The organism is Rhodoplanes sp. Z2-YC6860 (genome assembly GCF_001579845.1).
In the GTDB taxonomy this organism is placed as follows: Bacteria; Pseudomonadota; Alphaproteobacteria; order Rhizobiales; family Xanthobacteraceae; genus Z2-YC6860.
Window position 1 is genome coordinate 251,439 of record NZ_CP007440.1, and the last position, 25,463, is coordinate 276,901.

The following is a 25,463-nucleotide window of genomic DNA, read 5'->3' on the forward strand; positions in this document are numbered from 1 at the left end:
GCCTTGCTACGGCCTAAATGCGAAAACTAGTGCTTCTCGCGCGCACCGAAGATGGCGCTGCCGACGCGCACATGCGTCGCGCCCATGGCGATGGCCTCCGGGAAATCGGCGCTCATACCCATTGAAAGAAGCTTCAGCCCGTTGCGCCGGGCGATCTTCGCGGTCAGCGCGAAGTGCGGCGCCGGCGCTTCCTCGGCCGGCGGGATGCACATCAGCCCGTCGATGACGAGGCCATAAGCATCGCGGCAGCGCTTCAGGAAATCGTCGGCCTCTTGCGGCAGCACGCCGGCCTTCTGCACCTCTGCGCCGCTGTTGATCTCGACGAACAGCTTAGGCCGCTTGCCTTGCCGGGCGATCTCCTTGCCCAGCGCCTCGCACAGGCTCGGACGGTCGACCGAATGGATGGCGTCGAACAGCGCCACCGCTTCTTTCGCCTTGTTCGATTGCAGAGGCCCGATCATGTGCAACTCGACGCCGGGATGGCTCGCTAAAAGCGGCGGCCACTTCTTCTGCGCCTCCTGCACGCGGTTCTCGCCGAACACCTTTTGGCCCGCGGCGAGCACCGGCTCGATCGCGTCGGCAAAGAACGTCTTCGACACCGCCACCAGCGTCACGCTGGCCGGATCGCGCGACGCCTCGCGGCACGCGCGCTCGATTTCGGCGCGCACCGTGGCAAGACCCGAGCTCTGCGTCGCGGTGGTGCTCATGGCGTCATCCATAACACCGGAACTCCGCCGCAAAAAGACAGCGTAAGACGGAGGCCCGGCGATTGACCGGGCCTCCGTCTTCGAACCAGCCGGTCAGCCTAGGCCGCAGTTTGCCACTGCTGCTGGGCTTCCTGGCTCGACTTGTTTAGATGGATCTTCTCGTCGACCTTCTCGACCCAGGACACTGGGAAGAGATGATGCTGGTGGTCCTTGGCATCGGTCTTGGTCAGCTTGATCAGCCCCGATTTCGCCAGATGGTCGACGGTGCCGACGTGTTTGCCGTCGGATCCCACCACTTCCATGTGCTCTTTAATATCGGTTTGATGGATCATCACGCACCTCCGTTTCTGGTTGGTTTCAACACCAACGGACGGTGCGGGCTTAGGTTCCTGGGGAACCTGCTCCGACGACCTAACTGCCGCGTTTGCGAGCCTTGGCATCATTGGCCGATTGCGGCGCGGCAGATCCCGGCAGATCCGTGAGCGGCGGCATCAAGCCGTACCCTTGATACTCGACCGAGATGTTCGGCCGCATCTGGCGCGCAACCGCGATATCGATATCGCCGGCCTCATAGTCGCCCTTGCGCCGCTTCGCGCTGCCGCGACCGTACAGCGACGCGGCCCGCTTGGGATCAAGCTCCAGCGCAGCGTTGTAGTCGGCGATCGACTCATCGTACTTGCCGGAACGCAACAGCACGAAGCCGCGGCTGTCCAGCGCATTGACGTAGTCGGGCTGCAATCGCAACGCCTCGTTGCAGTCGACCACCGCCTCTTGCAGCCGGCCGATCACCGCCAGCGCCCAGCAGCGCGCGTTCCAGGCCGCGGCGTTCTGCGGCTGGAGCTTGGTCACCTGACGGTAGTCCGCGATCGCGGATTCGTAGCGCTTCTTGTTCTCAAACGCGATGGCGCGGCTGAAGTAGGCCGCGACATAGCGGCCATCGAGCTTGAGGGCGCGATCGTAGTCGGCGATGGCATCGTCGGTCTTGTTCTTCTTGAGTAGAGCATTGCCGCGGTTGTTCAGCGCCACGGCGTCCTTGCCGTCGAGCTTCAGCGCCTCGTTGTAGTCGGAAATGGCACGGTCGAGCGTACCCTGCTTCTCATAGGCCACGCCGCGGTTGACCAGCGCGTCCTGGTATTTCGGATTGAGCCCAAGCGCCTGATCGTAATTCTTGATCGCGCGCTCCACATCGCCCTTGGCGAGATAGGCATTGCCGCGGTTGTAGATCGCGGTCGCGTATTTGCGGTCGAGATCGATCGACGCGTCGAAGTCCTGGATGGCGCGGTCGTATTGCGCGAGCGACGCATAGGCGTTGCCGCGGTTGTTGAGCCGCACCGCATCGGGTTCGAGCCTGATCGCTTCGTCGTAGTCCGCGATCGCTCGCTGGTGCTGACCCTTGTTGAAATATGCCAAGCCACGATTGTTGAACGCCGAGGCGTACCCGGGCTTGAGCTTGATGGCTTCGTCGTAGTCGGCGATGGCCTTGTCGTAGTCGGACGCGGCCGCGTAGGCGATGCCGCGATTGTTATAGGCTGCCGATTGCTGCGGATCGGCCCTGATGGCCTCGTCGTAGTCGGCGATGGCGCGCTCGAGCTCGCCCTTGGCGCGCCATTCGACGCCGCGGTTCGAATAGGCCAGCGCCAGCGCCTTGCCCTTATAGGCGCCGGACCTGATGACCCGCGTGCAGGCTGCAATCGCGTCGTCACCCGCGTTTCTGGCGCAGGATTCCCAGTCGTCGGCAAAGGCCGGAATGGCGATGACGGTGGCGAAAAGCGCGGACGCAAAAGGCAAACGGCGCCAAGTTTGATCTGGCATAGCTCCCCCTGGCCTCCGCGAACTAATCTTTACAAGCCGCGAGACAGGCGCCAACTCGATTTCAGCGATATCGTTAAAACGCGTCGGACCTCGTCGCGATCAAGACGCGACCGCTTGGCTCCGCGGCACGCCGAACTGAAGCGCCGCGCCCGGGCGACCGAACAGATAGCCCTGCGCAAGCGTGCAGCCCGCGGCACGCAGCAGCATGAGCTGCTCCGTGGTCTCGACGCCTTCCGCCGTGGTGACGACGTCGAGGCTTCTGGCCAGACCCGACACCGCGCCGACGATGGCCGCGCAGTCGTTTCGCCGCGGCAGCTCGGCGACGAACTTCCGATCGATCTTGATCTTGTCGAACGGGAAGCTCAGCAGATAGCTCAGCGACGAATATCCGGTGCCGAAGTCGTCAAGCACGATGGCGATGCCAAGCTCGCGCAGCTGATGCAGCACCTGCAGACTCTGCTCGTTGTTCTGCAGCAGCACCGACTCGGTGACCTCGAGCTCGAGCCGCCGCGCCGGCAAGCCTGACTGCGCAAGCGTGCGCTTGACCAGGTCGACGAAATCGCCGCTGCGGATCTGCACCGGCGAGAGGTTGACCGCGATGCGAACCTCCGACGGCCATGTCGCCGCCTCCTGGCAGGCGCGGCGCAGCACCCATTCGCCCAGCGGGATGATCAGCCCGGTGTCTTCGGCCAGCGGGATGAACTGGTCCGGCGGCACGAGCCCATGATCGCCATTGCGCCACCGCACCAAAGCCTCGGCGCCAACCACCGCCTCGGTGGCGATCGAAACCACCGGCTGATAGTGCAGCTCGAATTCCTCATGCGTGACCGCGTTGCGCAGGCTGATGGCGAGTGCGAGCCGGGTGTCGGCCTCCTGCTCCATGTCAGGCTCGAACACCCTCAACCCGTTGCGGCCGTCCGCCTTGGCGCGATAGAGCGCCAGATCCGCGCGTTTCAGAAGCTCGTTGGCGACCAGGCCGTGATCCGGCGCGAGCGATAGGCCTATGCTGGTTTCGATCGTGAGATGATGCCCCTCGATATCGAACGGCTCGGAGATCACATGCAAAATCTTGTTGGCGAGCGCGATGGCATCATCAGCGCCGGTCTCATCGATGAACTGCAGCACTGTGAATTCATCGCCACCCAGCCGCGCCACCACATCATCGGGTCCCACTCCCGACCGAAGGCGCGATGCGATCTCGAAGAGCAGCGCATCGCCCGCGGCGTGGCCAAGCGAATCGTTGACCTCCTTGAAGCGGTCGAGATCGAGCAGATGCACGGCAAACCGCTTGCCGCTATCGCGCGCGTCTTTTGCCGCAGCACCGACCAGTTCCAGAAACCGCGCCCGGTTGGCGAGGCTCGTCAGCGCATCATAATGCGCGAGCTGTGCGATCTTCTCTTCGGCCTTCTTTTGCGCCGTGACGTCCCGGTGAACCGCAACCGAACCGCCGTCCGGCATCAATTGATGGCCGATCGCGAGCGTCCGCCCGTCGCGCAGCTCGTCGACCACGTCGTTCGCACCGGGCGCTGAGGCCGCAGCGAGACGCTCAGCCACGTATTTTTCACTGTCCTTCGGGCTCGAGCCGGCGGCGATTCGCGCTTCCAAAACATTACGCAGCGACGTGCCGGGCGGCACCTGCTCGGGCAGAAGACCGTACATGGTGCGGTAGAGGTCGTTGCACAGCACCAGCTTCTTGTCGGCGTCGAACATGCAAACGCCGTGCGGCATGTTGGCGATGGTCGCATTCAGCCGCAGATTGGTCCGCTCAAGCCGCTGGCGATCCTCCTCGCGGGTCATGCTGCCGCTGATGCTGACCACCGTCACCACGATGATGACCAGCGTCAGCATCGAAGCGATCAGATAGCCGAACCGCCGCTTGACCTCGAGCAGCGCAAAAATTTCCCGCGTCGACTGACCGACGCTGATGATCAGCGGATAATTTTTGACCTCGCGAAACGCGACGAGCCGTGGAATGCCGTCGCTGAAACGGCTCGGCACATAATGCCAGCCGCTGGTCTGCTGCGGATAGATATTGAAGAGATTCGAGCCGGACAGGTCTTGTCCGATCAGCGACAGCGAAGAACTGCTGGTGGCGCGGACGATGCCGTCGTTGCCAATGACGCGGATCAATCCGTCCGCGCCTGCGTTCACTGCACCGTAGATGCGGGTCAGATAGATCGGATCGAGCGAGGCGACGATCACGCCGCCGAACGATCCATCGAGATTGTCGATGCGGCGGGTCAGCTGGATCGACCATTTGCCGCTGGCGCGCCCGATCAGCGGCTTGCTGATGAAAAGCTCATCGGCCTGTCCGTTGCGATGAACCTGAAAGTGCTCGCGATCGCTGAGATTGGTGCTGCTGAATTTCGACGGATCCCCGCTGTTGCTCATCTTCAGGATGCCGTCCGGGCCGATGATGCCGACCTGGATGACATCGTCGTTGAACAGCTCCGCGGTCTTGAGTCCCCCGGTCAGGTTCCAGTCGACGGGATTTCGGACATAGCGCGTACGCACGATTTTGAGCGAGCGGTCGATCTCGGCCAGCGAACGCGACAGGTGCTCATCGAGAACGCCGAGGAGATTCGTGGCGTTCTTGATGGCCGACTGTTCGGCGGAGCTGCGCTCATTCTCGAGGAAGAAGTTGATGCTGAGCCAGACCAGCGCAACCAGCACAATCCCGATCGCCGCCGCGCCATGGCGGACGTAGCGCAGCCCGACACGCCCGAAACTCGTTACGCCACCTGCCACCGACATTGATTTTGCCCGTACCCGTGCGGGCAGGTATCAGAGGCGCATTAGTTTTTCGTTATATGGCTGTGCTAAAGCACCGCTACACGCATTTGGCGCACGATTAATCCTTCGTTTGCCATAACAGACCTGCGTTCAGGCCCGTCTGGCGGAACTGGGAACTACCGCTTGGCCCCCGGACCGGAATGCGAATCGAGCCCGATGCCGATCATCAGATGCCCGAACAGTTTCGCGATCTTTTCGCGATCGGCTTGCGGGAGCGGTGGCTTGAGCAATGAGGCGACGTTCTTGCGCAGATGCTCGGCGTCGCCGGTTCCGAACAGCACCACATCGACGCCCGGCTCGTGCCGCGCGTAGCGGTAAGCCGCCTCGATCATGTTTGCGGCGCCGCCTTCATGCACCAGAAAGCCCAGCGGGTCGTTGGTCTCGCCGAGCCATCTCTCGACCAGACCTCTGTCAGCCAGTGCTTTCATCTCCCGCGCCACGCGCGGCGGATCGGCAAAGATCGAGCGCACCGCGAACATCAGCAGCGTGCCGACGCCGTCCTTCTGCGTTGCCGGAAACACGTTCTGCCGCGCAGCCTGATGCATCATGTGGAAGCCCACCATAGTGACCTCCCACACGGCGTCTTTCACCGCGCGTTTCAGCATCGCGTTGGTGAAATCGTTGATTGGATTCTCGGTGATGCCGATGTGCCGGATCTTGCCCTTCTGCTTGGCGTCGAGCAGCGCCGGCACCACGCTCATCGCGTGATCGTATTCGTTGAGCTCGATGCCGTGCAGATTGAACACGTCGATGGTGTCAATGCCCATCGCCTTGAGCGAATTGTCGATGCTCGCCGTGACCTCCTTGGCGCCCGCGCCGTTGCGGATCTGCGCCTTGGTGGCGACCACGACCTTGTCGCGCGGGATGCTTTTCAGCGCTTTGCCGACCACGCCCTCGGTTCCGTAACTCGGAGCGGTGTCGATGAAGTTGATGCCAAGGTCCATCGCTTCATGGATGAGGCGCGCTGACTCGTCTTCGGTCTTGCCGGATTTCAAGCCGAGACGCGAAAAGCCGCCGGTGCCAAGGCCAGCGACGCTGACGCGAAGGCCGGTGCGGCCGAGGGTGGTGTATTCCATTTTCAGGATTCCCGATTGCTGAAACTCAAACCTGCCGGAATCTCACCAGAGGTGCGGCCGCAGCGGCCGTGAACTCCGCCCGCTTCTGGCTCAGCATGCGCTCGAGCCGATGAGTGGCAAGACTCACGGCTGCCGCCTCACCGGCATCGATCTCGCCGGGCGGCGCGCCTTCAAGCTGCACGCGCAGGATTTCGTCGATGGCCTCCTCGGCGTGCACCAGATCAGCCTCGTCGTGCGCGTTGCGCACCTCGTCCATCAGTGCGAACAGCCGCGTCAACGGCCGCTCCACCAGCACCCGATCGCTCCGCACCATGAAACGCCAGACCGCGGCCAACAGCGAAGCGAGCGAGCCGAACAGCATCGATCCATAGAACAATTGATCGCCGTGCCGGTCGAAGAAGCTCTTCTGCTCGCCTTCGAAAAAAGCTGCGGCGCCCGGATGGATCGGGATGAACGCATCCTTGTCCTTATCCGGCTGGGTGATGTGAGCGAGCAGCGGATGCTCGCTGACCAGCTCGCGGCGCGCGTCCAGCACCGCCTTCGCGAGCGCGCCCGCCGCGTCGTCGCTGACCTGCTTGCTGGCAACGAGATAAAGCGGCATGCGCAGCGTCGTCACGTCGTCGTCCGGCACCGGCGGCGAGCCGCGGATGATGCCCTTGGGCAAGTCGTAGCTCTCGAACGCCTTGTTGATGCTTGCGATCGCGCCCGCCGATTCGATCGGCACAAGGGTGACCTTCCCCTTGAGACTGCGCGCCAGGATCTCGCGGACCCGGGCAATGTATCGTTCCGAAAGCGGCATGACGATCAACAGCGCCTGCACCTGCTTGAGCTGCACCGCCGGTCCTGCCTCCACCGGCAGGAGATAGCGGAAGCGCGTCTTGTTCTTCTCGAACTCGTATTCCCGGGCGATGACCGCCGTCACGGTCTGGTTGATCTGACCGCCGACCACGCCGATGGTCTTGCCTTTGAGGTCGTCCATGCTGGCCACGCCGCTGCCGGGCGGCGCGATGATCAGCACCGCCGCATGCGCCACCACCAGAATGGCGCGCGCCGCGGCGAAATCGCCGCTGTCGGGACGGATCACCGCCAGATCGGTCTCGCCCTTGGAGAGGGCCGAAGCGGCCTCGGCCGCCGTCATCTTCTCGACCACCTTGAGCCGCACCGGGGCGTTGGCGGCGTTGAGCTTGCTGGCGATCGCCGTCATCAGCTTCGGCGCGTCACCGTCGAAGGAGCCCGCCGCGACCGTCAGCGTCGTGGGCTGCGACATGACGCGATAGGCATGGATGCCGATCCCGCACGCGACCACGACCGCGCCCATCACCAGCGTCGCCCGCACCCAACGCGGCGCACCGCGGGTGGCGAGCGCCGCAACGGCCGCAAGCACCCCTGCCCCGGCCGCGGCGCCGGCGGCAAGGTTCGGATGCGGGTTACGGCCGAAAGCGTCTGACACGCCGGGGGTCCTTGGCTCGCCGAGGCGCGGCGCCTGTGGCGGAGCCAACTCTAGCGCGGCATCAACACGCAGGCCAACAACCTGTGGCACGGGCCATTTCAGGCGCCCTGCGCTTGTCCTGTCTCGGGAGCTGCGCGAACATGCCCGCGGTCGCGCCACGCCATGGCGTGCCGCCGGCCACCCAAGTTGTTCTCCAGGAGGGGCAGATGCGTCCGATCGGAAAGACGTTTGTTTCAGTGGGACTTGCGGCGCTCGCTGCGGCTGCCATCGCGGCGCCGGCAAGCGCAAAGGACACCGTGAAGGTCGGATTCATCGGCCCGCTCACCGGGGGCGTCTCGGCCAACGGTCTCGGCGGCCGCAACTCTGCCGACCTCGCGGTGAAGCTCCGCAACGCCGACGCCGAGGCGAAATACAACTACGACATCGTCGTGTTCGACGACGAGTGCAAACCGAACGTCGCGGTGCAGGTCGCGACCAAGATGGCGGCCGACAAAGATATCATCGGCGGCGCAACGCACTACTGCTCGGCCACCGCCATCGCCACCGTCGACACCTATCACAAGTTCGGCTTCCCGGTGATCGTCTGGGGCGCAGTGCTGCCCGACGTCACCTATCGCAACAAGTATGCGGAGATTCATCGCGTCAACGGCACGATGATCAACCAGAACGACGCCAACGCCGAGCTGATCTCCCAGCTCGGCTACAAGACCGTCGCCGTGATCCACGACACCACCGACTACGGCAAGGGCCACAACGAATACTTCAGCAAGGCGCTCGCCAAGATCGGCAAGGCCCAGATCGTCGGCACGTTTGGCGTGACCGCCGACCAGCAGGATTTCGCGACCGAGCTCACCCGCATCAAGGCGCTCAAACCCGACGTGATCTACTTCGGCGGGCTGACGCCGATCGGCGTGCGCATCCGCTCGCAGATGGACAAGCTTGGCATCAACGCGGTTTTCGACGGCACCTCCGGCATCGTGTCCGACGCCTACATCCAGGGTCTCGGGCCGCTCGCCGAAGGCACGCTCGCCTTCCGCGAAGGCGCGCCGACCGACAAGCTGCCCGGCGGCAAGTTCTTCATGGAGAAATACACCGCGCAGAAATACGACCAGCCGCCGGAGGCCTATGGCGCCTTCGCCTTTGCGGCGATGAACATGCTGATCGATTCGATCGAGAAGGTCGGCCCCGACCGCAAGAAGGTCATTGCCGATCTCGCCAACGTGAAGGATCGCGATTCCATCGTCGGCAAGATCACGTTCGACGACCACGGCCAGAACGCCGTGCCGGTGATCACGAAATACGTGGTCCAGGACGGCAAGTTCGTGGAGTGGGACGACAGCGAATACGCCAGCGGCAAGCGCAAGCTGCCCGGGCAGAAGTGATGTGGCTCGCTGCCCCCTTACCTCCCCCTGACAGGGGGAGGTCGCCGGACCGCAAGCGCGTTCACGCGCATCTCCGGCGCGCCATGGTCCGGTCGGCGGGGGTCAGTCACACGCACCATTCGACCCCCTCCCCGACCCTCCCCCTTTCAGGGGGAGGGAGCGCACCGCCCGCGCCATGACCGCCGGGCTGCTCGCCCAATACGTCATGAACGGGCTGATGCTCGGCATGATGTATGCGCTGGTCGCGGTGGGCTTCACGCTGTTCTTCGGCGTGCTCGACGTCATCAAGTTCTCCCACGGTGACGTGCTCACCGTCGGCGCATTCACGGCGCTCGCCACCTACGTCGCGCTGCACACCGCCGGCGCCGGCTCGCGATGGCTCGAGCTCATCGCCATGCTGGTCGCCGCCATCCTCGCCATGGCGTTCCTCGGCGTGCTCATCGCGCGCTATCTCGTGCTGCCGCTCCGCTCGGCGCCGCCGCTGAACACGCTGCTCATCACGCTGATGCTCGGCACCGTGCTGCGCGAGTCCATACGTCTGTTCTATCCCCAGGGGGCCAATCCCAAGCCGTTTCCGGCGCTGCTGCCAAAAGGCTCGATCGATCTCGGCGGCTTCAACCTTCGCGCCGACAACGTGCTGATGCTGGCGGCAGGCGCCGCGGCCATCATCGGTCTCCAGGCCCTCCTGAACCGCACCAAGCTCGGGCTTGCCATCCGCGCCGTGGCGCAGGACGAGGAAACCGCGCGGACCATGGGCATCGATTTCACCGCGGTGGTGCTCGTCACCTTTGCGATCGGCTCGGCGCTTGCGGCCTTCGCCGGCGTGATGAACGGGCTCTACTACAACGAGATCAACTTCGGCATCGGGCTCTATCTCGGCGTGATCGGCTTTTCGGCCGCCATCATCGGCGGGCTCGGCAGCGTCTATGGCGCGATCCTCGGCGGCTTTTTGTTCGCGGGCCTGCAGGTCCTCGGCACCGTGCTGCCGTTCGCCAGCGCCTACAAAGACGTGTTCGCCTTCGCGGTGGTCATTGCCCTCATGGCCTGGCGGCCGACCGGGCTGATCCAGGAAAAGATCAGCGAGCGGGTATGAGCGCGCCTTCCCCGCCGGTCAAAAGCGCAAGCCTCGTCCCGGGACTCATCGCGCTTACGGCCGCCACCGCCTACCTCATTCTGCTGCTGGCGGTGGAGAAGCAGACCGTCGTGCTGACCGTCATCGCGGGCGGCATCGTCGCGGTGCTGCTGGCGGCCTGGCTGCGGCTTCTCGCTCCGGTGTCGCAATCTTTTGCCGCCCACGAGGACGGGCTTGGCGTCTTCGCGATCCTCGCCGCGGTCGTGCTCGGACTGTATTTCCACGAAGACCATTTCGTGCTGCTGCTGGTCATCACCGTGATGCTCACCACGGTGGCGACGCTCGGCCTCAACATCCAGTTCGGCTACGCCGGCGTGGTGAACTTTGCCGGCGCCTCGTTCTTCGGCATCGGCGCCTACACCTCCGCGATGCTCAACGCCCACACCGCGATCCCGCATCTCATCGTGCTCGTCATCGGCGGCGCCCTCGCCGCGCTGATCGGCTCGCTGCTGCTGCTGCCGGTGCTGCGCACGCGCGGACACTACGCCGCGGTGGTCACCATCGCGTTCGCACTGCTGTTCAAGACGTTCCTCGAGGTCAACGACGTGCTCGGCGGGCCGCAGGGCCTGCAGGTGCGCGGCATGAAAATCCTCGGCTGGTCGTTCAACGACAACATCGAGCTCGGATGGATCACGCTGTCGTTCTACATGAACTACTTCGTCGTCGCGCTGCTGCTCCTGGTCATAGCCTTCATCCTGGTGCGCCGGCTCGAGCGCTCCTGGATCGGGCTCAACCTCGACGCCATCCGGCTCGACGAGGTGGCGGCACGCTGCTTCGGGCTCGACATCGCGCGCTGGCAGATCACCGCATTCCTGCTCGGCAACTTCCTGATCGGCATCGCGGGCGCGCTGTTCGGCATGGTCGGCAGCTTCGTCGCGCCGAACAACTACACCTTCGCCGACTCGCTCATTCTGGTGTCGATCCTGCTGCTCGGCGGCATCGGCAATCCTTGGGGCCTGATCGTTGCGACCATCATCGTGATCGTGGTGCCCGAGAAGCTGCAGACCATCCAGGAGTATCGTTTCCTGCTTTACGCCGCGCTGGTGATCGCGGTGCTGCGTTTCCGCCCCCAGGGCCTGCTGCCGCGCCCGGTGCGCCGCTATTTTTCGGGATCGCCGCGATGACGGCGCTGCTCGAAGCCAAGGCCCTGACGCGCCGCTTCGGCGGCGTGGTGGCGCTCGATCAGCTCGACCTCACCGTGGCGCAAAACGAGATTGTCGGGCTGATCGGGCCGAACGGCTCCGGCAAGACTACGTTCTTCAACGTCGTCACCGGCATCTACGCGGCCGACGGCGGCCACATCACCTTCGGCGGCGCCGACATCACCCGCGCCACCTCGCGCGCGATCTACACCGCCGGGATCTCCCGCACCTTCCAGCGTTCGCGGCTGTCGCTGCCGCTGTCGATCTTCGACAACATCATGATCGGCAATCACAACCGGCTGACGCAAAGCCTGTGGTTCAACCTGATGCGGCGGCGCGCCTTCCGGGCCGAGTTCGAGCGGAGCTGCGAGGAGGTGCGCGCGCTCCTCGACGTGTTCGAGCCCGAGCTTGCAAACCGCATGTTCGAGCCGGTCGCGGGCCTGCCGATGATCGAGCGGCGGCGGATCGAGATCTGCCGCGCCCTGATCAGCGAGCCAAAGCTGCTCCTGCTCGACGAGCCGTCGGCCGGCATGACCCACGACGAGACTCGCGAGCTGATGGACGACATCCTGCTGGTGCGCAAGCGCAACCGCGATCTGGCGATCGTCATTGTCGAGCACGAGATGGGCGTGATCGAGCGCATCACCGACCGCTGCGTGGTGCTGAACTTCGGCCGCAAGGTCGCCGAGGGTCCGTATCGCACGGTCGCGGCCGACCGCCAGGTGCAAGAGGCCTATCTCGGAGTGGCGCAATGAGCGCAGCACCATGAGCGCAAAGCCATGAGCGGGAGACTGGAGATCGACGGCCTGGTCGCGGCCTACGACCGTGCCAACGTGCTCGAAGGCGTTTCGCTCACCATCGAGCCCGGCCGCATCACGTGCCTGCTGGGCTCGAACGGCTCCGGCAAGACCACGCTCATCCGCTCGATCCTGGGCCTGACGCCGCCGCGCGCCGGCCGCATCGTGTTCGATGGCACCGACATCACCAGGCTCCCCACCCACAAGGTGATCGCTGCGGGCATCGCCTGCATTCCCGAAGGCCGCAAGGTGTTCCCGAAATTCACCGTCGAGGAGAACCTCAAGCTCGGCGCCTATCAGGAAGCCTCCGATGCGGTGACACAGGCGCGCATGGCGGACATCTTCCGCATCTTCCCGCGCCTTCAGGAGCGGCGCACGCAGCTCGCCGGCACCATGTCGGGCGGCGAGCAGGCGATGCTCTCGATCGGCCGCGGCCTGATGCGCGCGCCGAAACTCCTCATCATCGACGAGCCCTCGCTCGGGCTGTCGCCGCGGTTTGTGAAGGAGAACTTCGCCATCATCCGCGACATCAATGCGCGCGGCATCACGGTGTTTCTAGTCGAGCAGAACGTCCACCAGACCCTGGCGATCTCGCACTATGGCTACGTGCTGTCGAAGGGCAAAGTGGCGGCAAAGGGGACGCCGGCGGAGATCGCGGAGAGCGACGAGGTGCGGGAGGCGTATTTTTCGTAGTGGAGGCCCGGAAACGGCACCACCCCGCGCCGATACCCCTTCCCCATCCCCCGAACGGCCACTACAACACCCGGCCAATGACCGCAGAATCGCTGAATTCCGACCGTTACAACGCCCGCGAGGCCGAGGCCCGCTGGCAAAAGACCTGGGACGAGCGCGCGATCTTCAAGACCGCGAACGACGACCCGCGCCCGAAATACTATGTGCTGGAGATGTTCCCCTACCCGTCGGGGCGCATCCACATGGGCCACGTCCGGAACTACACCATGGGCGACGTGGTCGCGCGCTACAAACGCGCCCGCGGCTTCAAAGTGCTGCACCCGATGGGCTGGGACGCCTTCGGCATGCCGGCCGAGAACGCCGCCATGGAACGCAAGGTCCATCCCAAGGCCTGGACCTACGCCAACATCGCTTCGATGAAGAAGCAGCTCCAGTCCATGGGGCTGTCGCTCGACTGGAGCCGCGAGGTCGCGACCTGCGACCCGGCCTATTACAAACACCAGCAGCGCATGTTCCTGGATTTCCTCAAGTCCGGACTGGTCGAGCGCAAGCAGTCGAAGGTGAACTGGGACCCGGTCGACATGACCGTGCTCGCCAATGAGCAGGTGATCGACGGCCGCGGCTGGCGCTCCGGCGCCCTGGTCGAGCAGAAAGAGCTCACCCAGTGGTTCTTCAAGATCAGCGACTACGCCGAAGAGCTGCTCACAGCGCTCGATACGCTCGACCGCTGGCCGGAGAAAGTCCGGCTGATGCAGAAGAACTGGATCGGCCGCAGCGAGGGCCTGCTGGTGCGCTTCGCGCTCGATGCTGCGACCACACCCGGCGGCGAGAACGAGATCGAGATCTTCACCACGCGGCCGGACACGCTGTTCGGCGCGAAGTTCGTCGCCATCGCGCCGGACCATCCGCTGGCGCGGGCTGCGGCCGCGAAGAACCAGAAGCTCGCCGAGTTCATTGAGGAGTGCAAACGCCGCGGCACCGCGCAGGCCGAGATCGACACCGCGGAAAAGCTCGGCTTCGACACCGGCATCCGCGCGGTGCATCCGTTCGACGACAAGTGGGAGCTGCCGGTCTACGTCGCGAACTTCATCCTGATGGACTACGGCACCGGCGCGATCTTCGGCTGCCCGGCGCACGATGAACGAGACCTGGAGTTCGCCAACAAATACAAGCTCGGCAACACGCCGGTGGTGCTGCCGCCGGGACAGGACCCCAAGACCTTCGTCATCACCGACACGCCGTATCTGGAAGACGGCACGATGATCAATTCGCGCTTCCTCGACGGCATGACCATCGCGCAAGCGAAGGAAGACGTCGCGAAGCGTCTGGAAAGCACGTCACGCGGCAATCGCCCGGTCGGTCAGCGCCAGGTCAACTTCCGCCTGCGCGACTGGGGCATCTCGCGGCAGCGCTACTGGGGCTGCCCCATCCCGATCATCCATTGCGAAGCGTGCGGAGTGGTCCCCGTACCGGTGAAGGACCTGCCGGTCGAGCTGCCCGAGGACGTCACGTTCGACCGTCCCGGCAACCCGCTCGACCGCCATCCGACCTGGAAGAACGTCGCCTGTCCGCAATGCGGCAAGCCGGCGCGGCGCGAGACCGACACGATGGACACGTTCGTCGACTCGTCGTGGTACTTCGCGCGCTTCACCGATCCGTGGATCACCACCGCGCCGACCGATCGCAAGGCGGTCGACGAATGGCTGCCGGTCGATCAGTACATCGGCGGCATCGAGCACGCGATCCTGCACCTGCTCTATTCGCGCTTCTTCACCCGCGCCATGAAGAAGACCGGCCATGCCGGCATCGACGAGCCGTTCGCGGGCCTGTTCACCCAGGGCATGGTGGTGCACGAGACCTACGCCAAGGAGAGCGGCGAGTGGGTCACGCCGGCTGAAGTCACGATCGAGGGAGCCGAGGGCGGCGCACGCACCGCCAAGCTCACCACGACCGGCGAGCCGATCAAGATCGGCGGCATCGAGAAGATGTCGAAGTCGAAGAAGAACACCATCGACCCCGACGACATCATGGCGACCTACGGCGCCGACGTGGCGCGCTGGTTCATGCTGTCCGACTCGCCGCCGGAGCGCGATGTCGAGTGGACCGAGCGCGGCGTGCAGGGCGCCTGGCGCTTCACCAACCGGCTGTGGCGGCTGGTCGGCGAGGCGGCCGGGATTGCGGCACAGGCGCCGGCGCAACGGCCCGAGTCGTTCAGTGAACCAGCGGCGGCGATCCGAAAGGCCGCCCATGGTGCATTGGCCAAGGTCACCGATGCGGTTGAGAAGCTGCACTTCAACGTCTGCGTGGCGCACATCTACGAGTTCGCCAATGCACTCGGATCGGCGGTCGCCAATACGAAGGTCACGCCGGATTTCGCCTGGGCCGTCAGGGAAGCGGCCGGCATCCTGGTCCAGCTGTTCCACCCGATGATGCCGCATCTGGCCGAGGAGTGCTGGGCGGCGCTGGGTCACAAGACCTTGGTTGCGGACGAGGCTTGGCCTAAACTTGAGCCCGAGCTCCTGGTCGAAAACACCATTACTTTACCGGTGCAGATTAACGGTAAGAAGCGAGCGGATGTGACGGTGCCACGGGACGCGCAGAGCCCTGAGATCGAAGCCGCGGTGCTGGCTTTGGATGCGGTGCAGCGCGTACTCGAGGGCAAACGCCCGAAAAAGGTCATCGTCGTCCCGCAAAGGATTGTGAATGTGGTGGCTTGAGCGCCGTGCCGCGATGTTGAAGCCCGCCCGTCTGGTGGGTGCGCTGGCATTGGCGGCAGCGCTCGGCGGCTGTTTCCAGCCCCTCTACGGCGATCGATCGCTTGGCGGCGGCCCGGGCCTCAAGGACCGCATGGCCTCGGTGGACATCGTCATTCCCGACATTCCGAACGGGTCGCCGCTCGCCCGCATCGCCAACGAGGTGCGGAACGATATGATCTTCGATCTGCAAGGCGGCTCAGGCGGCAAAACGCCGACGCATCAGCTCAAGATCAATCTGACGAGCCTCAATCAGCAGGTCATCGTCGATATCATCACGGCTCGCCCGGACGTGCAGCAGTTCGGCATCAACGCCAGTTACACCTTGATCGAGAAGGCGACGGGCAAAGCCATCATCAGCGGCCAGACCTTCGCCCGCGTGACGTACGACAACCCCGGTCAGGCGCAGCGCTTCTCCAACGCACGCGGCCAGCGCGATGCGGAAAATCGCGCGTCCCGGCAGATTTCGGATAACATCAAGGCGCGGCTCGCCGCCTATTTCACGGCCGGCGCGTAAGCCCTATCTTGCCTCGGGCGCAAAGGCGCTAAGAGGCAGGCTCCCCCAATGGTGGCCATCAAGAACAAGGACGCCGACAGCTTCGTGGCGCGCCCGGCGGCGGCGCAGCCGATCGTGCTGCTGTACGGACCCGACGCAGGCCTGGTGCACGAGCGCGCCCAAAAGATCATCGGTTCATCGGTCGACGATGTGAACGATCCGTTCGCGCTGGTGCGGCTCGAGGGCGACACGCTGGCGTCCGAGCCGTCGCGGCTGGTCGAAGAAGCGCACACCGTGCCGCTATTCGGCGGCAAGCGCGCCGTGTGGGTGAAGGCCGGCAGCCGCAACTTCGCGGCGGCGGTCGAGGCTGTGGTGACCACACCGCCCACCGACTGCCGCATCGTCATCGAAGCCGGCGATCTGCGCCGCACCGCACCGCTCCGCTCGCTCTGCGAGAAGGCGAAGTCGGCGGCCGCGATCGGCTGCTACATCGACGGCGAAGCCGATCTCGGGCGGCTGGTCGACGACGAGATGCGCCAGGCCAAGCTCGCGATCGCGCCGGACGCACGCGCCGCGCTGGTGTCGCTGATCGGCGGTGACCGGCAGGCCTCGCGCGGCGAGATCAGGAAGCTCGCGCTCTATGCGCACGGCAAGCAGCGCGTCGAGATTGACGATGTGTTTGCTGTGGTGGCCGACGCGTCGGCGCTGGCGCTCGATGCGGTGGTCGACTCAGCCTTCGCCGGTAAAACCGCAGATCTGGAAACGCAATTCGCCAAGGCGCTCGCAGCCGGGACTTCGCCCGGAACCATAGTGTCCACCGCGCTTCGCTTTGTCGCGCAATTGCACAAAGCGCGCCTCGCGCTGGATGCCGGCGACAGCACCGACGAGGCGATGCGCGCGTTCATTCCGCCGGTGCACTTCACGCGGCGTTCCGCCGTCGAAGGCGCACTGCGCAATTGGACCTCGCCGCGCCTGGCGCGCGCCATGGAGCAGCTTGCCGAGACCGCGCTCAATGTGCGCAAGACACCTGCACTGGCCGAGGCGCTGGCGCAGCGCGCGCTGCTTTCCATCGCAATGACCGCGCGCCGTAAAGAGCGCTAAGGCCTGTATCTTTCCCATCGGAAATTGCCCTACCATCGCGGCACGCGTGCCATGAACCGCCGGGGGTCGTGATGCAGGCAATTCAACGTCGTGCGCTTTGCGCCGCGCTTTTGTCGTCGCTGTTGCTTTTCGAAACCTCTGCGCTGCACGCGCAATCTTATCCCTCGAAGAACATCAAGCTCGTGGTGCCGTTCGGGCCGGGCGGTCCGACCGACGTCGCGGCGCGCGTCGTGTCACAGGTTCTGCAATCCGCACTCGGGCAATCGGTCGTGATCGAAAATCGTCCCGGCGCTGGCGGCGCGACCGGAACGAGGTCAGTCGCAACCGCAGAGCCCGACGGCTACACGTTGCTGATCGGCACCAGCGCCACGCTCGGCGTGGTCCCGGCGCTCTACAAAAATCCCGGCTACGATCCGGTTTCGAGCTTCGCACCGGTTGCGAAAATTTCCGACAGCACCACGGTGCTGATCGTGCATCCGAACTTCCCGGCGAACTCGATCAAGGAGCTTGTCGCCTACGCCAAGGCCAACCCTGGCAAGCTCAGCTATGCGTCGGCCGGCGCCGGCAACCAGACGCATCTTGCGGCCGAACTGCTCAACGCCCGCACTGGCATCAGCGCAGTGCACGTGCCCTACAAGAGCGGGGCCGAGATGGTCACCGCGGTGCTGGGTGAACAGGTGCAGATGTCATTTCCGGACATCTCGATCCTGCTGCCGCTGATCGCAGAGAAGAAGGTGAAGGCGCTCGCGGTGACGAGCGCGGCACGGCACCCGCTGCTGCCCGACGTGCCGACCATGACGGAGAGCGGCGTAGCCGACTACGTGACGACGTTCTGGACCGGCGTCATCGTGCCCGCGGGCACGCCGTCGGACATTGTCGGCAAGCTCAACGCCGCGATCAACGATGGCCTCAAGACGCCGGCGATGCGTGACACTCTCGCGCACTTTGGCGCGGTGCCCGCACCGGGCTCGCCCGCCGACTTTGGCGCTTTCATCGCAAGCGAGAAAGCGAAGTGGAGCGCGATCGCCAAAACGTCGGGCATGATTGCGGAGTAACGACATCGGGGGAGCACATGAGACGGCGCGATTTCATTTCGCTGCTCGGCGGCGTGCCGATTGTGCGACCGGTCAACGTCCGCGCACAGTCACCGACGATCCCGGTTGTCGGGGTGCTCCATAGCCAGACTCGTGAAACCGAGGCCTCGCGGCTCATTGCCATTCAACAAGGCCTGGGTGATGTAGGATTTGTCGTCGGGCGGAATGTCCTGTTCGAACACCGCTACGCCGAGGGCCAAAACGCACGACTGCCCGCGCTCGCGGCCGAACTGGTCGAGCGACGGGTCAACGTCATCCTCGCCAACACGACGCCGCCGGCGATCGCAGCCAAGGCCGCAACTACGACAATTCCCATCGTCTTCGTGACCGGAGTCGATCCGGTCGAGGTGGGTCTCGTTGCGAGTGTCAATCGTCCCGGCGCGAACGTCACCGGGGTGACGTTCTTGTCCAACAAGCTCGTCGCCAAGCGGCTGGAGCTGTTGTGCGATGTCATTCCCGCCCATGTCCCGATCGGAATGCTCGCGGCCGAGCACAATCCCAACACCGCGACCGATATCCGCGACACGCAAGCCGCGGCGGATGCGCTGCGAAGGGTGTTGCACGTCGAAAAAGTTTCGCCGAAAGGCGACATCGACGCGCCTCTCATGCGGCTGCAGCAACAGCGGATCGGGGCATTGTTCGTCGCGCCACAAGCTGATTTTCGGCTATGGCGACCGCCGATTCTTAAATTCGCAACTCAGCACAAATTGCCGACGAGCTTTGGCAGCAGCGATCAGGTCGTGGGGGGCGGCTTGATGAGCTACGGCCCGGATCAGATCGACTCGTATCGCGAGGCCGGCGTCTACACCGGCCGCGTGCTCAAGGGTGAGAAGCCTGCCACGCTGCCAGTGCTGATCGCGACCAAGTTCGAGTTCGCGGTCAATCTCAAAACGGCGAAGGCTCTGGGCGTGACGCTTCCGCCGTCGCTGCTGGTGCTCGCCACAAACGTGATCGAATGACTCTGATCAGCGAAGCTTCGGCCCCGCTTCGAGCCGCGCGATCACGTCGTCGAGCTGCTCCAAGGTGCGGTACTTCACCTGCAACGAACCGCTGCCGCTGGCGCGGTGGCTGATCGTCACGGACAGTCCCAGCACATTGCCAAGCCGCTCCTCGAGCGCCGCCGTGTCTGGATCCTTCGCGGCCGCCGCAGCGCCCTTTCCGGGCTTCGCCTGCTGCTGGCTCATCTTGCGCGCGATCGCTTCGACCTCGCGCACGTTGAGATCCTGATTGACGATCTGCTCGGCGAGCTCTTCGGCGTTGGGCTGGCCAACGAGCATTCGCGCGTGACCCGCGGTGAGCTTGCCGGAGTTGATATAGGCCTTCACCTTCTCGGGCAGGTTCAGCAGCCGCAGCGTGTTGGCGATATGGCTGCGGCTCTTGCCGACGATCTTCGCGATCTCTTCTTGCGTGTGATTATATTCCTTGCCGAGAGATTGATAGCCGGTGGCCTCTTCGAGCGGGTTGAGGTCGCTGCGCTGGACATTCTCGATGATCGCGAGCTCAAGCGCCTCGGCGTCGCTGACATCGAGCACGACGATCGGCAGCTCGTGCAGGCCGGCGCGTTGCGCCGCGCGCCAGCGCCGCTCGCCGGCGATGATCTCGTAGCTGTCGGCGCCGCGCGCCCGCACCACGACCGGCTGGATGATGCCGCGCTCGCGGATCGAGTCGGCGAGCTCCGCGAGCTCGGCTTCGGAAAACAGCTTGCGTGGATTGCGCGGATTGGCGCGGACGAATTCGATCGGCACTTTGCGCTGACTGCGCGCGCCGCGCTCGTTCGCCTGCGACTCGACACCGACGTCGCCCATCAGCGAAGCAAGACCGCGTCCGAGTCGTGAGCGTGCTGCATCGTCGGCCATCGCGGCCTCCTGGGGAATCAACTTCACGTCGTCACCTCATTTTCTTGGTCATCGCCGGCTGATTCCGGCAAGCCGTCCTCTTGGTGCAGAGGACAGTGACGCGGCCCTCAGCCGCGCGTGACGTCAGCGCTAGCTCGCCTTCAGCTCTTTCTCGCGCTGGATGATTTCGGTCGCGAGCCGCAGATAGGCTTCGCTGCCGACGCATTTGAGGTCGTACACCAGCACCGGCTTGCCGTAGGACGGCGCTTCGGAGACGCGCACGTTGCGCGGGATGATGGTGTCGTAAACCTTCGGGCCCATGAACTCGCGCACGTCGGCGACGACCTGGTTCGACAGGTTGTTGCGCGCGTCGAACATGGTCAGCACGATGCCGTGGATGCTGAGCCCCGGATTGAGCGTCGACTTCACCTGCTCCACCGTCTGCAGAAGCTGCGACAGACCTTCGAGCGCGAAGAACTCGCACTGCAGCGGAACGAGGATCGCGTTGGCGGCCGCCATCGCGTTGACGGTGAGGAGGTTGAGCGACGGCGGGCAATCGACCAGCACGTAGCTGAAGTCGCCGACGCCGACGAACTTGCCGTTGTTGAGCGGCGTGATCGCGCTGCGCAGGCGGAAGGCGCGGTCGCGCGCCTGGCCGATTTCGAGCTCGAGACCTGAGAGGTCCATGGTCGACGGCGCGAGCGAGAGCCGCGGCACCGCGGTCGCAACGATCGCCTCGCGCAGCGGCGCCTCGCCGACCAGCACGTCGTAGGTCGAGACGCGGCGATTGCGGCGGTCGATGCCGAGCCCGGTCGAGGCGTTGCCTTGCGGATCAAGGTCGATGACCAGCACCCGCTCGCCGATGGCGGCGAGTGCCGTGCCGAGGTTGATCGCGGTCGTGGTCTTGCCAACGCCGCCCTTCTGGTTGGCGATCGCGAGCACGCGCGGCGGCTTCGCGGGCTCGGTGCGCTCGGCCAGGACCACGACCGAAGAAACGATTGGCTGGGATTCGACAGGGACCGAAGCGGAATCGGCCTCCGACGCGGCAGTCTCGGGCGACGGGACCGCAGGGAGCGGAGTGACGTTGTTATCATCTTGATCTGACATGATAATTCACGATTTTTCTGATCGGCGGCGCAGCTTCGTCACGGCGATTATCCGGCTTGACGGATTGGTCTTGCTCGGAACGAGACTCGCCTCGATGTTCCAAGATTTAGATGCTTTCGTCAATTCCGCCTCTACATCTTGTCCCTTGGGAAACAGCCCCAAGGCACCGGTCCGCAGCAGCGGCTGAGCCAGCTTGAACAACTCATCTAGCGGGGCCAGCGCGCGTGCGGTGACAACATCGGGCTTGAATTGGAGGTTCTTCCCGAAATCCTCAATACGCACAGGATGGATGACGGCCGGCAGCTGCAGCTGCTCAGCCACTTCGCGCAGGAACGCCGCTTTCTTGCCGATGCTCTCGACCAGATGGACTTTGGCGCCCGGCTCGTCCGCCAGGGCGCATGCGATGACAAGGCCAGGGAAGCCCGCGCCGGAGCCAAGGTCGATCCAGCATCGGGCCTCCGTCGCGAGCGGCAGAAGCTGGAGCGAGTCGGCGATATGCCGGGTCCACACGGCTGGCAGAGTCGATCGCGCGATCAAGTTGGTGTGCGTGCTCCAGCGCAGCAGCAGTTCGACGAAGCTGTCGAGGCGCTCCGATGTTTCACGTGAAACAGGGGTGAGCCTGAGCGCCGCGTCTCTGTCCGCCGCGAGGTCGGATGCTGAAATCTCGGAACGAGCACGCTCGGACATTGCCCAGCCTTCTTCAGGCGGCCGGGCGGCCCTTGCTGCCGCGCCGGACGTGCGCCACCAGCAAAGTCAGAGCGGCAGGCGTGATCCCGTCGATCCGGCCGGCCTGGCCGATGGTGTGAGGCTTGTGCGCAGCAAGCTTCTGCCGGATCTCATGCGACAGGCCCGGCAGCGCGGCATAATCAAGCCCGTCCGGGAGCACGAAGCTCTCGTCCTTGCGATAGGATTCGATGTCGGCGGTCTGACGGTCGAGATAGACGGAGTACCTGGCGTCGATCTCGAGCTGATCGGCGATCTTCGACGGCAGGTCGGACAGCTCCGGCCAAATCCGGGCGATATCCGCCATTTCCAGGGTCGGATAGGACAGCAGATCGAATGCGGTGCGCCGCTGGCCGTCGTGCTTCAGCTGGACGCCATACGCCGCGGCCTCGTTCGGCGTGATCGAGAGCGCATTGGTCTTGCTGCGGGCGCCTTCCAGCGCCGTCATCTTCTGCTCGAACTGCTTCTGACGGTCGGCGCCGACGCAGCCGATCGCGATCCCCTTCCCGGTCAGCCGCTGGTCGGCGTTATCGGCGCGCAACGTCAGCCGGTACTCGGCCCGGGACGTGAACATGCGATACGGCTCGGTGATGCCACGGGTCACGAGATCGTCGATCATGACGCCGAGATAGCCTTCGGCGCGGTCGAAGATAATTTCCGGCCCCTGGCCCGCGCATGCGGCAGCGTTCAACCCCGCCACCAGGCCCTGGGCGCCGGCCTCCTCGTATCCCGTGGTGCCATTGATCTGGCCAGCCAGGAAAAGAGCCTTCAGGCGCTTGGCCTCCAGCGTGCTCTTCAGCTCGCGCGGATCGACGTGGTCGTATTCGATGGCATAGCCCGGCCGGACCATCCGGACCTTCTCGAGGCCCGGGATCGTCGCCACCAAGGCGAGTTGCACGTCCTCCGGCAGCGAGGTCGAGATGCCGTTCGGATAGACGGTGTCGTCGTCCAGCCCTTCGGGCTCCAGGAAGATCTGATGCCCATCCCGCTCGCCGAAACGGACGATCTTGTCCTCGATCGACGGGCAATAACGGGGGCCCCGGCTCTGAATCTGGCCGGAATACATCGGCGAACGATGCACATTGGCCCGGATGACCGCATGGGTCTCGGGAGTGGTGCGTGTGATGCCGCATTGGATTTGCGGAGTTTCAATCCGGTCCGTCAGCGTCGAAAACGGCTCCGGCGGATCGTCGCCGGGCTGCATTTCGACCGCCGACCAATCGATGCTGCGCCCGTCGAGGCGCGGCGGCGTGCCGGTCTTCAAACGTCCCAGCGCGAAGCCGATCCGCTCCAAGGAGCGCGACAGGCCCATGGCCGGCGCCTCCCCGACGCGTCCGGCGGGCGTGGTCCGCTCGCCGATATGGATCAGACCCCGGAGAAACGTGCCGGTGGTCAGGACCACAGCCCCGGTGCCAAACTCGCGGCCATCTGCCAGGCGGACCCCGGTGATCCGGCCCTGACCGACGACAAGCTCATCCGCCTCGCCTTCAAGAACGACCAGGTTGGCCGTGGCGCGGATCGCCTGCTGCATCGCTGCGGCGTAAAGCTTGCGGTCCGCCTGAGCGCGGGGCCCGCGAACGGCCGGCCCCTTCCGCCGGTTCAAAACCCGGAATTGAATTCCGCCCTGATCGGCCACGCGGCCCATCAGGCCGTCCAGAGCATCGATCTCCCGGACCAGGTGTCCTTTGCCGAGGCCGCCGATGGCCGGATTGCAGGACATGGCGCCAATCGTGGAGAAGCGGTGAGTGAGGAGGGCCGTCCTCGCACCCGTGCGCGCCGCCGCGGCCGCGGCTTCACAGCCGGCGTGGCCGCCGCCAATCACAATGACGTCGAAGCGCGATTCCATGGCCAAATCTCGAATGGGTGCGCTTTTACCGGAGCCGCGGCGGCCGGTCAAAGAATCGCTGAAGCGATGTTTCACGTGAAACATCGGGGCGCAAGCGCCTTATTTTCCGATGCAGAAATCCCGGAAAATCACGTCCAGAATATCCTCCACGTCCACCCGCCCGGTGAGCCGGCCGAGCGCTGTTGCCGCGGTCCGAAGCTCCTCCGCAATGATGTCCTCGCGGCCACGGGTCTCTTCAGCCAAAGCAGCTTTGAGGGCATGCGACGTCGATTGCAGCAATGTGCGCTGCCGCTCGCGACTGACGAGCGCCGGTTCCAAACCAAAATAGGTTGCGACAAAATCGGCCAGCCGGGTCAATAAAGAATTGAACCCATATTCCTCCTTATCGGAAAGATAAAACTCAGTATTTGATACTTTATATCTTATATCTTGTTCCCTATTAATTTTCCTAAGGTCTATCTTGTTTACGATTCTCCAGACGACGGGAGCTGTTAGTAGCGCGGTTGTCAAAGCAGGCTCGGTCACGTCTTCCACCCACAGCACCAGATCGGCTGTCAGCGCGCGCTCCCTGGCCCGCCGCACACCTTCCTGCTCGATCGGATCGGCGCTATCGCGCATTCCAGCCGTATCAAGCAGCGTCACCGGGTAGCCACCGAGATCGAGGTGAACCTCGATGACATCCCTGGTGGTGCCGGCTATCGGCGAGACGATCGCCGCTTCGCGCCGGGCGATCCGGTTGAACAGCGTCGACTTGCCCGCATTGGGCGGGCCGGCTATGGCGACGACCAGACCGTCACGCAGCCGTTCGCCATGCGCCGCGCTGGCCAATGCTGCAGCAATTTCCGCATCAAGCTCCCCAGCAATTTTCAAAGCCGGCCCGACCAGCTCCTCCGGCACGTCGGCCTCGTCGGAAAAGTCGATCCGCGCCTCGACGAGAGCCAGGGCCTCGATCAACCGCTTGCGCCAAGCTTCCGCGCGATCGCCCAACAGGCCCTTGAGCTGGCGATAAGCTTGGCGCCGCTGTACCTCGGTCTCGGCGGCGATCAAATCGCCCAGACCCTCGACCGCAGTGAGATCGAGATGGCCGTTCTCGAACGCACGCCGGGTGAATTCTCCGGGCTCTGCCATCCGAAGACCTTCCATCCGGCCGAGCGCGGCAAACACCGCAGCCACCACCGCACGCCCGCCATGAAGCTGCAGTTCTGCGGTGTCTTCGCCGGTTTCGCTTTTGGGTCCGGGAAACCACAGCGCCAGCGCTTCGTCGATCACCTCGCCATGGGCGGGATCGCGCACCCGTGCGAGCGCAGCCTTGCGCGGCTCGGGGATTCGGCCCGTCAGCGCCTTCAGCGCGTCCCCGGCGCGCGGACCCGACAGCCGCACAACCGCGATCGCCGCAGGCAGCCGGCCGGAGGAGAGGGCGAAGATGGTGTCGTGTGCCGAAGCCATGCCGACGCATGTAGCCCGGATGGCGCTCTCATGAAATCCCGCATCGCCGACGGCGCGACCGGCCCGACCGTCACCGCC

At 64.6% G+C, this 25,463-nt stretch carries 21 protein-coding genes; 10 read left to right on the plus strand and 11 right to left on the minus strand.

The window, feature by feature from the left end:
* Positions 1-26 precede the first annotated feature (26 nt).
* From RHPLAN_RS01140 to RHPLAN_RS01165, 6 genes are all read right to left on the minus strand, one after another.
* Positions 27-707: a YggS family pyridoxal phosphate-dependent enzyme gene (locus RHPLAN_RS01140; RefSeq protein WP_442971801.1), complete on the minus strand. Its 681-nt coding sequence runs from the start codon at positions 705-707 to the stop codon at positions 27-29.
* Between the two features lie 98 nt (positions 708-805).
* A complete protein-coding gene (locus RHPLAN_RS01145) occupies positions 806-1,039 on the minus strand; it encodes a DUF2171 domain-containing protein (protein WP_068013138.1) in 234 nt (77 codons plus the stop codon).
* A 79-nt stretch (positions 1,040-1,118) separates the two neighbouring features.
* A complete protein-coding gene (locus RHPLAN_RS01150; RefSeq protein ID WP_068013140.1) occupies positions 1,119-2,519 on the minus strand; it encodes a tetratricopeptide repeat protein in 1,401 nt (466 codons plus the stop codon).
* A gap of 99 nt (positions 2,520-2,618) precedes the next feature.
* Positions 2,619-5,273, minus strand: a complete 2,655-nt coding sequence (locus RHPLAN_RS01155; RefSeq protein ID WP_068013142.1) for a bifunctional diguanylate cyclase/phosphodiesterase — start codon at positions 5,271-5,273, stop codon at positions 2,619-2,621.
* Positions 5,274-5,428: 155 nt separating this feature from the next.
* Positions 5,429-6,388, minus strand: a complete 960-nt coding sequence (locus RHPLAN_RS01160) for an aldo/keto reductase (RefSeq protein ID WP_068013144.1) — start codon at positions 6,386-6,388, stop codon at positions 5,429-5,431.
* Between the two features lie 25 nt (positions 6,389-6,413).
* Positions 6,414-7,838, minus strand: a complete 1,425-nt coding sequence (locus tag RHPLAN_RS01165; RefSeq protein ID WP_157099992.1) for a TAXI family TRAP transporter solute-binding subunit — start codon at positions 7,836-7,838, stop codon at positions 6,414-6,416.
* 206 nt (positions 7,839-8,044) lie between these two features.
* Here RHPLAN_RS01165 and RHPLAN_RS01170 point away from each other — a divergent pair, with 206 nt between their 5' ends.
* From RHPLAN_RS01170 to RHPLAN_RS01215, 10 genes are all read left to right on the plus strand, one after another.
* Complete coding sequence (locus RHPLAN_RS01170; RefSeq protein ID WP_068013148.1) at positions 8,045-9,220, plus strand: branched-chain amino acid ABC transporter substrate-binding protein; 1,176 nt, start codon at positions 8,045-8,047, stop codon at positions 9,218-9,220.
* 175 nt (positions 9,221-9,395) lie between these two features.
* The gene (locus RHPLAN_RS01175) at positions 9,396-10,313 is read left to right on the plus strand and encodes a branched-chain amino acid ABC transporter permease (RefSeq protein WP_068013150.1); all 918 of its coding nucleotides are present in this window, start codon (positions 9,396-9,398) and stop codon (positions 10,311-10,313) included.
* Positions 10,310-11,476 carry a branched-chain amino acid ABC transporter permease gene (locus RHPLAN_RS01180; RefSeq protein ID WP_068013151.1) on the plus strand — a complete coding sequence of 389 codons (1,167 nt, stop codon included), beginning with the start codon at positions 10,310-10,312 and terminating at the stop codon, positions 11,474-11,476. Before RHPLAN_RS01175 ends, RHPLAN_RS01180 begins: the two co-directional genes overlap by 4 nt.
* A complete protein-coding gene (locus tag RHPLAN_RS01185; protein ID WP_068013153.1) occupies positions 11,473-12,249 on the plus strand; it encodes an ABC transporter ATP-binding protein in 777 nt (258 codons plus the stop codon). Before RHPLAN_RS01180 ends, RHPLAN_RS01185 begins: the two co-directional genes overlap by 4 nt.
* Before the next feature lie 24 nt (positions 12,250-12,273).
* Positions 12,274-12,984 (plus strand): ABC transporter ATP-binding protein, encoded by a 711-nt coding sequence (locus RHPLAN_RS01190; protein ID WP_068013155.1) that lies wholly within the window; start codon positions 12,274-12,276, stop codon positions 12,982-12,984.
* 92 nt (positions 12,985-13,076) lie between these two features.
* The gene (gene leuS / locus RHPLAN_RS01195) at positions 13,077-15,701 is read left to right on the plus strand and encodes a leucine--tRNA ligase (protein WP_068030327.1); all 2,625 of its coding nucleotides are present in this window, start codon (positions 13,077-13,079) and stop codon (positions 15,699-15,701) included.
* Entirely contained in the window at positions 15,688-16,254 is a 567-nt protein-coding gene (locus RHPLAN_RS01200) for an LPS assembly lipoprotein LptE (protein ID WP_084244125.1), read from the plus strand. The genes leuS and RHPLAN_RS01200 overlap by 14 nt, the downstream gene beginning before the upstream one ends.
* Before the next feature lie 48 nt (positions 16,255-16,302).
* A complete protein-coding gene (gene holA, locus RHPLAN_RS01205; protein WP_068013157.1) occupies positions 16,303-17,334 on the plus strand; it encodes a DNA polymerase III subunit delta in 1,032 nt (343 codons plus the stop codon).
* Positions 17,335-17,405: 71 nt separating this feature from the next.
* Positions 17,406-18,389, plus strand: a complete 984-nt coding sequence (locus RHPLAN_RS01210) for a Bug family tripartite tricarboxylate transporter substrate binding protein (protein ID WP_084244127.1) — start codon at positions 17,406-17,408, stop codon at positions 18,387-18,389.
* Between the two features lie 17 nt (positions 18,390-18,406).
* Positions 18,407-19,387: an ABC transporter substrate-binding protein gene (locus tag RHPLAN_RS01215; protein WP_068013161.1), complete on the plus strand. Its 981-nt coding sequence runs from the start codon at positions 18,407-18,409 to the stop codon at positions 19,385-19,387.
* 6 nt (positions 19,388-19,393) lie between these two features.
* Here RHPLAN_RS01215 and RHPLAN_RS01220 read toward each other — a convergent pair whose 3' ends face one another.
* The 5 genes from RHPLAN_RS01220 to mnmE form a co-directional block, all read right to left on the minus strand.
* Complete coding sequence (locus tag RHPLAN_RS01220) at positions 19,394-20,284, minus strand: ParB/RepB/Spo0J family partition protein (RefSeq protein ID WP_068030333.1); 891 nt, start codon at positions 20,282-20,284, stop codon at positions 19,394-19,396.
* 129 nt (positions 20,285-20,413) lie between these two features.
* Entirely contained in the window at positions 20,414-21,370 is a 957-nt protein-coding gene (locus tag RHPLAN_RS01225) for a ParA family protein (protein ID WP_084244129.1), read from the minus strand.
* A 6-nt stretch (positions 21,371-21,376) separates the two neighbouring features.
* Positions 21,377-22,057, minus strand: a complete 681-nt coding sequence (rsmG, locus tag RHPLAN_RS01230; RefSeq protein ID WP_068013162.1) for a 16S rRNA (guanine(527)-N(7))-methyltransferase RsmG — start codon at positions 22,055-22,057, stop codon at positions 21,377-21,379.
* Between the two features lie 13 nt (positions 22,058-22,070).
* The gene (gene mnmG, locus RHPLAN_RS01235; RefSeq protein ID WP_068013164.1) at positions 22,071-23,939 is read right to left on the minus strand and encodes a tRNA uridine-5-carboxymethylaminomethyl(34) synthesis enzyme MnmG; all 1,869 of its coding nucleotides are present in this window, start codon (positions 23,937-23,939) and stop codon (positions 22,071-22,073) included.
* Positions 23,940-24,038: 99 nt separating this feature from the next.
* Entirely contained in the window at positions 24,039-25,385 is a 1,347-nt protein-coding gene (mnmE, locus tag RHPLAN_RS01240; RefSeq protein WP_068030339.1) for a tRNA uridine-5-carboxymethylaminomethyl(34) synthesis GTPase MnmE, read from the minus strand.
* Between the last annotated feature and the right edge of the window lie 78 nt (positions 25,386-25,463).

What these genes read in the sequence shown, in the direction of transcription:
- RHPLAN_RS01140 (WP_442971801.1), bottom strand. Translation starts at nt 707, where the DNA reads ATGAGCACCACCGCGACGCAGAGCTCGGGTCTTGCCACGGTGCGCGCC.
- RHPLAN_RS01145 (WP_068013138.1), bottom strand. Translation starts at nt 1,039, where the DNA reads ATGATCCATCAAACCGATATTAAAGAGCACATGGAAGTGGTGGGATCC.
- RHPLAN_RS01150 (WP_068013140.1), bottom strand. Translation starts at nt 2,519, where the DNA reads ATGCCAGATCAAACTTGGCGCCGTTTGCCTTTTGCGTCCGCGCTTTTC.
- RHPLAN_RS01155 (WP_068013142.1), bottom strand. Translation starts at nt 5,273, where the DNA reads ATGTCGGTGGCAGGTGGCGTAACGAGTTTCGGGCGTGTCGGGCTGCGC.
- RHPLAN_RS01160 (WP_068013144.1), bottom strand. Translation starts at nt 6,388, where the DNA reads ATGGAATACACCACCCTCGGCCGCACCGGCCTTCGCGTCAGCGTCGCT.
- RHPLAN_RS01170 (WP_068013148.1), top strand. Translation starts at nt 8,045, where the DNA reads ATGCGTCCGATCGGAAAGACGTTTGTTTCAGTGGGACTTGCGGCGCTC.
- RHPLAN_RS01175 (WP_068013150.1), top strand. Translation starts at nt 9,396, where the DNA reads ATGACCGCCGGGCTGCTCGCCCAATACGTCATGAACGGGCTGATGCTC.
- RHPLAN_RS01180 (WP_068013151.1), top strand. Translation starts at nt 10,310, where the DNA reads ATGAGCGCGCCTTCCCCGCCGGTCAAAAGCGCAAGCCTCGTCCCGGGA.
- RHPLAN_RS01185 (WP_068013153.1), top strand. Translation starts at nt 11,473, where the DNA reads ATGACGGCGCTGCTCGAAGCCAAGGCCCTGACGCGCCGCTTCGGCGGC.
- RHPLAN_RS01190 (WP_068013155.1), top strand. Translation starts at nt 12,274, where the DNA reads ATGAGCGGGAGACTGGAGATCGACGGCCTGGTCGCGGCCTACGACCGT.
- RHPLAN_RS01200 (WP_084244125.1), top strand. Translation starts at nt 15,688, where the DNA reads ATGTGGTGGCTTGAGCGCCGTGCCGCGATGTTGAAGCCCGCCCGTCTG.
- holA (WP_068013157.1), top strand. Translation starts at nt 16,303, where the DNA reads ATGGTGGCCATCAAGAACAAGGACGCCGACAGCTTCGTGGCGCGCCCG.
- RHPLAN_RS01210 (WP_084244127.1), top strand. Translation starts at nt 17,406, where the DNA reads ATGCAGGCAATTCAACGTCGTGCGCTTTGCGCCGCGCTTTTGTCGTCG.
- RHPLAN_RS01215 (WP_068013161.1), top strand. Translation starts at nt 18,407, where the DNA reads ATGAGACGGCGCGATTTCATTTCGCTGCTCGGCGGCGTGCCGATTGTG.
- RHPLAN_RS01220 (WP_068030333.1), bottom strand. Translation starts at nt 20,284, where the DNA reads ATGGCCGACGATGCAGCACGCTCACGACTCGGACGCGGTCTTGCTTCG.
- RHPLAN_RS01225 (WP_084244129.1), bottom strand. Translation starts at nt 21,370, where the DNA reads ATGTCAGATCAAGATGATAACAACGTCACTCCGCTCCCTGCGGTCCCG.
- rsmG (WP_068013162.1), bottom strand. Translation starts at nt 22,057, where the DNA reads ATGTCCGAGCGTGCTCGTTCCGAGATTTCAGCATCCGACCTCGCGGCG.
- mnmG (WP_068013164.1), bottom strand. Translation starts at nt 23,939, where the DNA reads ATGGAATCGCGCTTCGACGTCATTGTGATTGGCGGCGGCCACGCCGGC.
- mnmE (WP_068030339.1), bottom strand. Translation starts at nt 25,385, where the DNA reads ATGGCTTCGGCACACGACACCATCTTCGCCCTCTCCTCCGGCCGGCTG.